We start from the raw sequence: 7,494 nt of genomic DNA, 5'->3' as shown, positions 1-7,494 counted from the left end.
CCGCGGCACCGGCCCGTATGGGCAGAATTCTTCCCTTGGATGTAAAGAGGATCTCTTCCGGGATATAGGTGCACATATACCCGAAAACCCGTCCCCCGTTCGCTTTCCAATCGCGAATGAAAGGGTTATTCATTCGGGTGGAAAGACCGATCAGTTCCGATAGAGGACTCGATCCCGATTTCGTTGTTTCTGCTATTGCACTCATTTGGTTGCTCCTAATTCTACTGATTGCTCCTAATTTTACGCTTTTTCCGTTATGAATAGTCTCCATAATGTTCAAAAGCCCGTAAACGCCGGCTCCCCCATTTATCGGGGAAGCCGAAAAGAGCAACCGTTTAAATCGGGTTTTCGCCCATTACCCTAGTAAAAAAACAGAACTTTTTATGCTGTTATAATCACGCAGTTCTATAATGATCAAGTAATATTAGTTTCGCCGACCGCGCTTGGCAATATTTTCAATGGTGAACCACGATTTATCAAGACCAGAACTCAACGTTGCGTTTTGATTACCATTTTCATCCCACCCAACGTATTGCAAGAGTGTGTAAGTTTCAGAGAGAAGGTCAAACCAGTTAAAACCTTGCTCGTTCGTGCAGTAATCACCATCTTTATTGGGCCCTATATAAACCGTTGAGTTAAAGTCTTCCATCACTTTCCATTCCCGCCCTTGCTGGTCATAGACAATCACGTGCCAAGGTATAAAACACTCCTTATCAATCCAGATGCGCCTTTTTGAATACACATAGCTTTTATCTTTCGGAATAGCGTCGACGAGCCAGCAATCCCGCATGGTTCTGGGCGCGATCCACATTCCGTTTTCGTCTCTTTTATGAGGTGTCTTATTGTTAAGTGCGGCGCACAGCACCCTTGTTTCCCCGATTATTCTCCATTCATATTCCAAGGGCCGTCCCTGAAACCCACGAATATCATCCCAGGTCATAACCGTACCGGCAAAGTTATTTTGCCGCTGCGCGCCCGACATTCTGCGGATACGCCGCATAGTGGGAATATACATCCAGATATCGTCATCCTTTCTGGGATCGTCATACCGAATGAGCAGCCGCATAGTGCCTTTAATATCGTAAGGGAAATCGATCACGGTTGTCCCACAACGGTAGATTTTCTTTGGATTGGGCCCCCAATCTCCAAGCGGTTCAATATCCACTCTGCCCATCCAATTAAGCCATGCCCAAGACTTTTCAGCGCCTTTGATATCCCGCTCTCCGCCATCTGCGGCGACATTGATCAAATGATACTGCTCCAGGGTTTGGTCATCTCCTTCGTATCTTCTTTCGAGATTATAAGCGATTTTGATTCCCGCCTGCGGGTCTTTGGCGTCAATATCCGGAAACGGCCGGCCGCCTTCCCAACCAACCATAACGCCGTTTGTGTCGATTTTGGCCTTGCCTTTGTTCTTCTCTGTGGCTTTTTTATACCCGGAAGAGGACTGTATGAATTTTGTTGCATCCCCACCGACTTCAAAACTCATGCCCCTTTCGATCTGGGTGCTTAATGACAACGGAATATGTGCTTCAAATTGCTTCCAGTTATCCGGCCCGATTTTGGTTCCGACAGCCGGTTCTTCACAGAAAGCCGCCGGCGTGAGGACCAAGGCCCCACCGATGAATAATAAGGCTGCTATCGCCGCAATTGTTTTTCTCATCCCAAACCCCCCATTTTAAAATTAGATTTTGTTTGTTCGCGGTTTATTTCTTACCCGTACAATCCATTGACCGACCAGGCTTATAATTTCAACCGAACTTGCAAATACACTTCATCGTTTCTCTCATACGGATTGAAGTATCCGCCCCCCATGCCGTTGTCGAATTTCCCGTCTATGTAAGTGTAATTCAGGCCGACAGACCAATTGTCGGACGGGGCGTATTTGATTGACGGCCATACCATGCCGGCACCGGTAACATCATAGCCGAATACAACTTGCGGCTGCCATCTGTTTCCCTGGCCGAGAAAGCAATTGAAAATCAAGGTGAACATGGTCTGATCGTCCGTATCGTCCATAAACGGATAAAGCAGCGTATCCGGCGAATCGATAAAAAAACAATTATTTCGCTGCGAATCGCTTTCTCATTTTTTCCCATTCAATTTTAAACCGGGTATTATTGCTTTAACCTAAAAGGCCATTCTCCACTTAAATTTCGTTTGGTGAATCTGGTGGTTTAATTATGCCTTTCGAAATATGATACAAAAGGCATACCAATACCGTTTAACCATTCTTAACAAGCTTTAATGATTAATTTTTATTAGGGTATGCGGTTAGGTGGCACCCCCCAAGGATTGGAGCGAATGCCCAATAACCGTCATCGAAATGTCCAATAATCGACTTGACAGGCACTTGGAATAATAACATATATCATAAAACCTTTTCGGAACAGCATTACAAAGAATCTCTGTGCCCAAGGTAGTTAAGGGGGCCTTTTTTCTTTTATATCTTGTTTAATTAATATGTTAATGCTAAAAGTGGCGCCAAAAATTCGGATTCGAAAAAACATTCTGTGAATGCAAACAGGTTTTGGAATGTCAAAAAATAAATGTTCGCGGCAAATATTGTCAATTGGTCGGTATACAGACAATTGTTACGATTATTAAAAAAAGTGAAGGTGTTGTGATGATTCCCGAACTCCCCCGGTTCTCTGAGATACAATGGAAATTCTTGGCCACACTTGAGGTATTGGGGGCATTGGTACCGATCGGCGCCGTGGAGACATTGGCACCTTTGATGCCCAGTGAAATGCTGGACCTCATTCGGCGCGCCGAACAGCATGGCTTCCTTCAAAAAACAGAAAATGACCATTTTGGACTCGCCCCGAACATTCCTGCGGATGTCTTGAAAAAGCTGCGATCTTACAATTCGCCGGACCGGGTTTCGGAGATATTCGTTCATCTCAAGAATACCGGCTGGCTTTCCCGATTAAGCCAGCCGAATATCATCCCGCTGCTTGTGAAGGCAAAACGGTTTGAGGATGCCGCCAACATTCAACTGAATTTGACGAAAACCGCCATCGACCATCTGGACGTGGAAGCGGCCACCGCCAACCTTGCGCAAGTGGTCAGATTCTATTTACAGTATTCCGACAACGGTGCTAAACACTTGGAAATCGAAAAACGGATGATCGACCACGCGCTCACCGTTTCCAATCTTAGTTCCGCCATGGGAAAAGGATTTACTGAGCTTCAACCGCTATTCCGAAAACTGCTTCTGGTTTCCGAAGCTTCCGGAGACCGGCGTTCCCACGCAATGATCCTGCTTCACCTGGGAAGACTTCATTTTATCGCGTTCAAGAGTACGGAGTTCTTAAAAGCCCTTTCAGACGGCAAGCAGATCGTCGATGAGTTGGGCGACGACGACATTTTGTGCCAATCCGCTGAATTTGTAGGACATTATTATTTCGTTCAGGGCGACTTCAAACAAGCCCTGATCCATTACGAAAAAGCCTCGGAATGGTACAGATTAACGGAAACCAAAATCATCAACCCATTCATGCCTGGTTTTTTCTGCCTGTCCATCATGGCGCTTGGCCAATTTACCCGTGCCTACAACCTAATGGACATCTATCATGATATGGCCATGAAAAAAAATCTTCCGAACGTGGCGACCACGCTGAGAACCGTTCTGGGATATATGCTGCTGTCTTTTCATAAAAAAAATGAGGCATTGCAGCATCTGACCATTGCGGAAGTTGATGCTAAAAAGCAAAATAACGATCTGGGACTTTTTGGTGCCAGACTTTTCAAGTCCTACTATCTCTATTTAAACGGGGAACTGCCGGAAGCCAGGGATTTATTCATAACCGCACTAAAAAACGCAGCGTTAGCCGATGTGATCAGGCCATATGCCATTTTCCCCTGGGTGCTTGAAATGCTTTTTGATTTCGATAGGCAACAATTAGAAGTCCCTGCGGAATTTAGTTTTGAGGGCACCGTGCAACGGTTAATGGACGATTTCAATATTTGCCTTAAGGGTACCGCTATGCGGCTTTTGGCGAAACGTGCGGCTGCCAACGGGCAATCGCCTGAAGACATCAAAGATTATCTAGAAAAAAGCCTGAATTTTCTGGTCAGCTCCGGCCCCGCGGTGCAATTGGCAAAAACGCAACTGGAGCTGGCGCGTTTTGAATTGACCTGCGGGAACCGGGAAAAGGCCTCCGTGTATGCCATGCAGGCATGGGAAACTCTGCCCGCGAACACCAAACGGTTGTTTCCCGATGACCTGCAACACCTGATCGGCACTTTCTCAAAAGAACCGTTTTTAAAAAGCTTCCTGTCACCCGCCGTTATTTCCAGCCGTTTTGCCGAAGCAATGGAAAAACATATTCCTGCCCTGGATCTGAAGGTGGTCCTCAGTCGTTTGGTCGCAACCACCAACCGTTTTTTCAGCGCTGAAAGAGGCGCTTTTTTTTTAATGGACAAGAAGGGGAAAATGGAACTCGCGGCTGCGGTCAATCTGACGGAACTGGAAGTAAAATCAGATAAATTTTTCCCGCATTCCAAACAAATTATCCGTGCGAATGACAGCGGTGAGCCCCTTATCACCTTCTTGTCGCACTCCGCCAAAAGGAAAAGCCCCGCCGTGAACACAGCGGTTCTATGCCTGCCGATCGACTTGGGAAATGACCTTCAAGGGGTTTTATACCATGACAACTCCTTTTTAAAGGACGGCTTCGATTATCTGGATCCCCAAACCTTAACGCTCCTCAAAACGCACTTTCAAACCCTGTCCCGTCAAATTCGGGAATTTTATAGCTCGGCCCAAAAAAAAATTTACCGGGCATCGGAAAAAGAGAGCGAAACGGAATTTACCCTGAATGAAAAAATTATCGGGGAAAGTCCGGGCATCTTGAATTTACTGAAAAAGGCCGGACGCATTGCCGATACAAACTCTCCCATACTGATTCAGGGGGAAACCGGCGTGGGAAAAGAGATCCTGGCACGCTGGGTTCACAAGCACTGCCCAAGATGTAACGGGCCCTATGTTGTCATCGATTCCACCACCATCGCTGAAAACCTGTTGGAAAGTGAGTTGTTCGGACACGAAAAAGGAGCCTTTACCGGTGCTACCCACCAAAAAACCGGTCGGGTAGAACTCGCTCACGGCGGCACCCTGTTTCTGGATGAAGTCGGCGAGCTGCCGCTTTCAATGCAGGCAAAACTGCTTCGGGTTCTGGAGGAAAAAACGTTTGTCCGCGTTGGCGGAAGCCGTGTTCACCAGTGCGATTTCCGGTTGATTGCCGCCACCAACCGGGATCTTGAAAAAGAAGTGCGGGCCGGCCGATTTCGGGAAGACCTCTTTTACCGCTTGAACGTCCTTCCCATTCAAATTCCACCGCTTCGAGAAAGAGGCTCTGATATCGTTCTGTTGGCGCGGCATTTTCTGGGAATCTATTGCAAACGGTTGAAACGCCCTACCCTCCTCATTTCACCCAAAGATGTTTCGGCCTTGTGCGCCTATTCATGGCCCGGAAACGTCCGGGAACTGAAAAATGTGATCGAAAGAGGGGCGCTGCTTTCCACGGGCAATCAGTTGGAATTGCAATTATCCACCATGCCGGCAGACCGGTCATCCTTCTCCGTCAGCGGCAAGCCCTCAATGGATGAATTACAACGCGACTATATCCGCTATATTTTGAAAACCACCGATGGGAAAGTAAGCGGCCCGGGCGGCGCGGCCGATGTCCTCAAAATGAAAAGAACCACGCTCTATTACCGAATGAAAAGGTTGAGCGTACCATTTACCCTTCCACCCCGCAATTAAAAAGCCTTAATTTTTCCGCAAAGGCTTTTTGGAAAATCGTTGAGGAAGTGCTTTAAGTCAGGGGTTTAAAACCGCTTCTATTGTATGTTGTTGAAAAATTCCGCCAGTTGATCATGCGCCGACTCGCGAGGCGTAAACCGGGCATCCACGATGTCCGTTTCCCACTGAAAGGTGGGAATGCCGACCTCCTCCTGCAGGGCATCGCTTAAGAGTTTATTGACCCCCCAGGAATGCTTGCAGGCCATGTGCCCTGAAAACACCGCCGCGTCGGCATGATAGGTTTTGGCCAGTTTCACAAAATCGTTGATCCAGATATCCGAAAAGGACATGACGTTTCGCGCCATGGGCATATTGAAAGAGCGCCAGGCGAGTCCTTCGATCATGGACTCCACGCTGCTGGTATTCACCAACCCAACGATGTCGCCAGGCAGATACCCCCCCGCGCATTCAATATAAGTCATGCCAAAATCCTCTTCGAGCCAGTCATACATATCAAGGTAAAAGGGGGTGATCCCCCAGGTCCACAGGGTGCGAATCTCTTTCTTCCCCTCGGGCAAACAGCCGATCCCCTTGTCATATCGCGCCTTGGTCTGCTCGTAACACGTCCTCAAATAATCCACATACTTGGAATTGACCCCGCACTGGTAAAGGGCGCCCACATCAAAGGCCCGGTGCATGCTGGAGTCCGGATTTGGGACGGCGCGACGCATCTTCTGCATTTCATACACATACCAAAGCTGTTGGTTTCCATATTCCACATGCTTTCTCAACAGATCTTCATCCAACGTATGGCCCGTAAGCTTTTCAAGGCGCTCCACCATGCGTTTCCACTCATCATGATAATACTTGAACGCCCGTTGGTTGGAGTAATAAGGCGCGTCCAGCACCACCAGGGGGACATTATTTCGCTCCATCACATATTGATAGAGCATGGAGCTGGAATCACAGGGGGTGCTCGGTTTCACCAGCACATCCGGCATCGGCATGCGGCCGATTTCGATGGCCGTAACCGTTCCCTTTTGCGCTGAGCACAGATGGGGGGGCAATCCTTTCAGCTCCAGAAGATCCATTTCCTCCTCAACCCCTCTGCGAAACACCGCACTCAAGAAAACCGGCACCAACTCAAAGCATACGGGCGCCAGATCCATCCCCAGAAGAATTTCCGGCGTCATGGTGACAAAGTAATAAGCAAGGGGTTTTCCCTGCTCCATATTCGCAAAAAGATCCTGAAGGTATTGTTTCATCGCCACACAGTTATCATACATTGCCTGCCGGTTTTTCTCCTTTAAGGACGCAGCAAACAGTTCGGGGTATCCCTCGGGCGCTAGGGATGCGTGATATTCCGGAACCTGCTGTAAAAAAGCCGGCATATCCACATCGGCCATCGTCTTGACCCCGCTGCCGATCAACCCGATAAAAAGATCGCAAACAGCGTCTAATTTTCTCAGCCACTCATATTGGGTTCGAACTGTTTCCTCCATCTCAGCCAGTCTCCTTATAAAGCTTATTTGCTCAACGGTTTTTATATCATCACATTTGAAAGGTTTATTTCCCCAGTTTCTCCAAAAAGGCCTGAATCCGCGTTTTCAACCGGCCCTCGTCGGTGGAAATATAATCCCGCTCGATCATAAGGCTTGGCAATCCGATTGTTTCAAGATCGGCCGCTTCCATCTGGGATTCAACGCCATGGTTGTCGCAAAACGGGATTTTCGCGAAAATGACGC

6 protein-coding genes are annotated in these 7,494 nt (G+C 47.9%); 1 reads left to right on the top strand and 5 read right to left on the bottom strand.

Annotated elements, in window-relative coordinates:
• The 3 genes from RBT11_20405 to RBT11_20395 form a co-directional block, all read right to left on the bottom strand.
• A partial coding sequence (locus RBT11_20405; GenBank protein ID MDX9789148.1) for a hypothetical protein occupies window positions 1-205 on the bottom strand: 205 nt, incomplete at its 3' end.
• Between the two features lie 219 nt (window positions 206-424).
• Complete coding sequence (locus RBT11_20400) at window positions 425-1,663, bottom strand: DUF1329 domain-containing protein (protein ID MDX9789147.1); 1,239 nt, start codon at window positions 1,661-1,663, stop codon at window positions 425-427.
• An 80-nt stretch (window positions 1,664-1,743) separates the two neighbouring features.
• Window positions 1,744-1,995, bottom strand: coding sequence for a hypothetical protein (locus RBT11_20395; GenBank protein MDX9789146.1), 252 nt, complete (start codon window positions 1,993-1,995; stop codon window positions 1,744-1,746).
• Window positions 1,996-2,626: 631 nt separating this feature from the next.
• On the opposite strand from RBT11_20395, the gene RBT11_20390 reads away from it, so the two are divergent.
• Window positions 2,627-5,770, top strand: coding sequence for a sigma-54 dependent transcriptional regulator (locus RBT11_20390; GenBank protein ID MDX9789145.1), 3,144 nt, complete (start codon window positions 2,627-2,629; stop codon window positions 5,768-5,770).
• 77 nt (window positions 5,771-5,847) lie between these two features.
• Here the strand turns inward: RBT11_20390 and RBT11_20385 are convergent, their stop codons facing one another.
• Window positions 5,848-7,251: a 2-hydroxyacyl-CoA dehydratase family protein gene (locus RBT11_20385; GenBank protein ID MDX9789144.1), complete on the bottom strand. Its 1,404-nt coding sequence runs from the start codon at window positions 7,249-7,251 to the stop codon at window positions 5,848-5,850.
• 64 nt (window positions 7,252-7,315) lie between these two features.
• Window positions 7,316-7,489, bottom strand: a complete 174-nt coding sequence (locus RBT11_20380; GenBank protein MDX9789143.1) for a 2-hydroxyacyl-CoA dehydratase family protein — start codon at window positions 7,487-7,489, stop codon at window positions 7,316-7,318.
• Window positions 7,490-7,494 lie beyond the last annotated feature (5 nt).

This window comes from Desulfobacterales bacterium (genome assembly GCA_034003325.1).
In the GTDB taxonomy this organism is placed as follows: Bacteria; Desulfobacterota; Desulfobacteria; order Desulfobacterales; family JAFDDL01; genus JAVEYW01.
Note: the sequence above shows the minus strand (reverse complement) of the source record. Positions and strands in the feature narration are given on the sequence as shown.

Bases quoted from the DNA above. Each gene is read 5' to 3' on its own strand.
- RBT11_20400 (MDX9789147.1), bottom strand. From the start codon at position 1,663: ATGAGAAAAACAATTGCGGCGATAGCAGCCTTATTATTCATCGGTGGG.
- RBT11_20395 (MDX9789146.1), bottom strand. From the start codon at position 1,995: ATGTTCACCTTGATTTTCAATTGCTTTCTCGGCCAGGGAAACAGATGG.
- RBT11_20390 (MDX9789145.1), top strand. From the start codon at position 2,627: ATGATTCCCGAACTCCCCCGGTTCTCTGAGATACAATGGAAATTCTTG.
- RBT11_20385 (MDX9789144.1), bottom strand. From the start codon at position 7,251: ATGGAGGAAACAGTTCGAACCCAATATGAGTGGCTGAGAAAATTAGAC.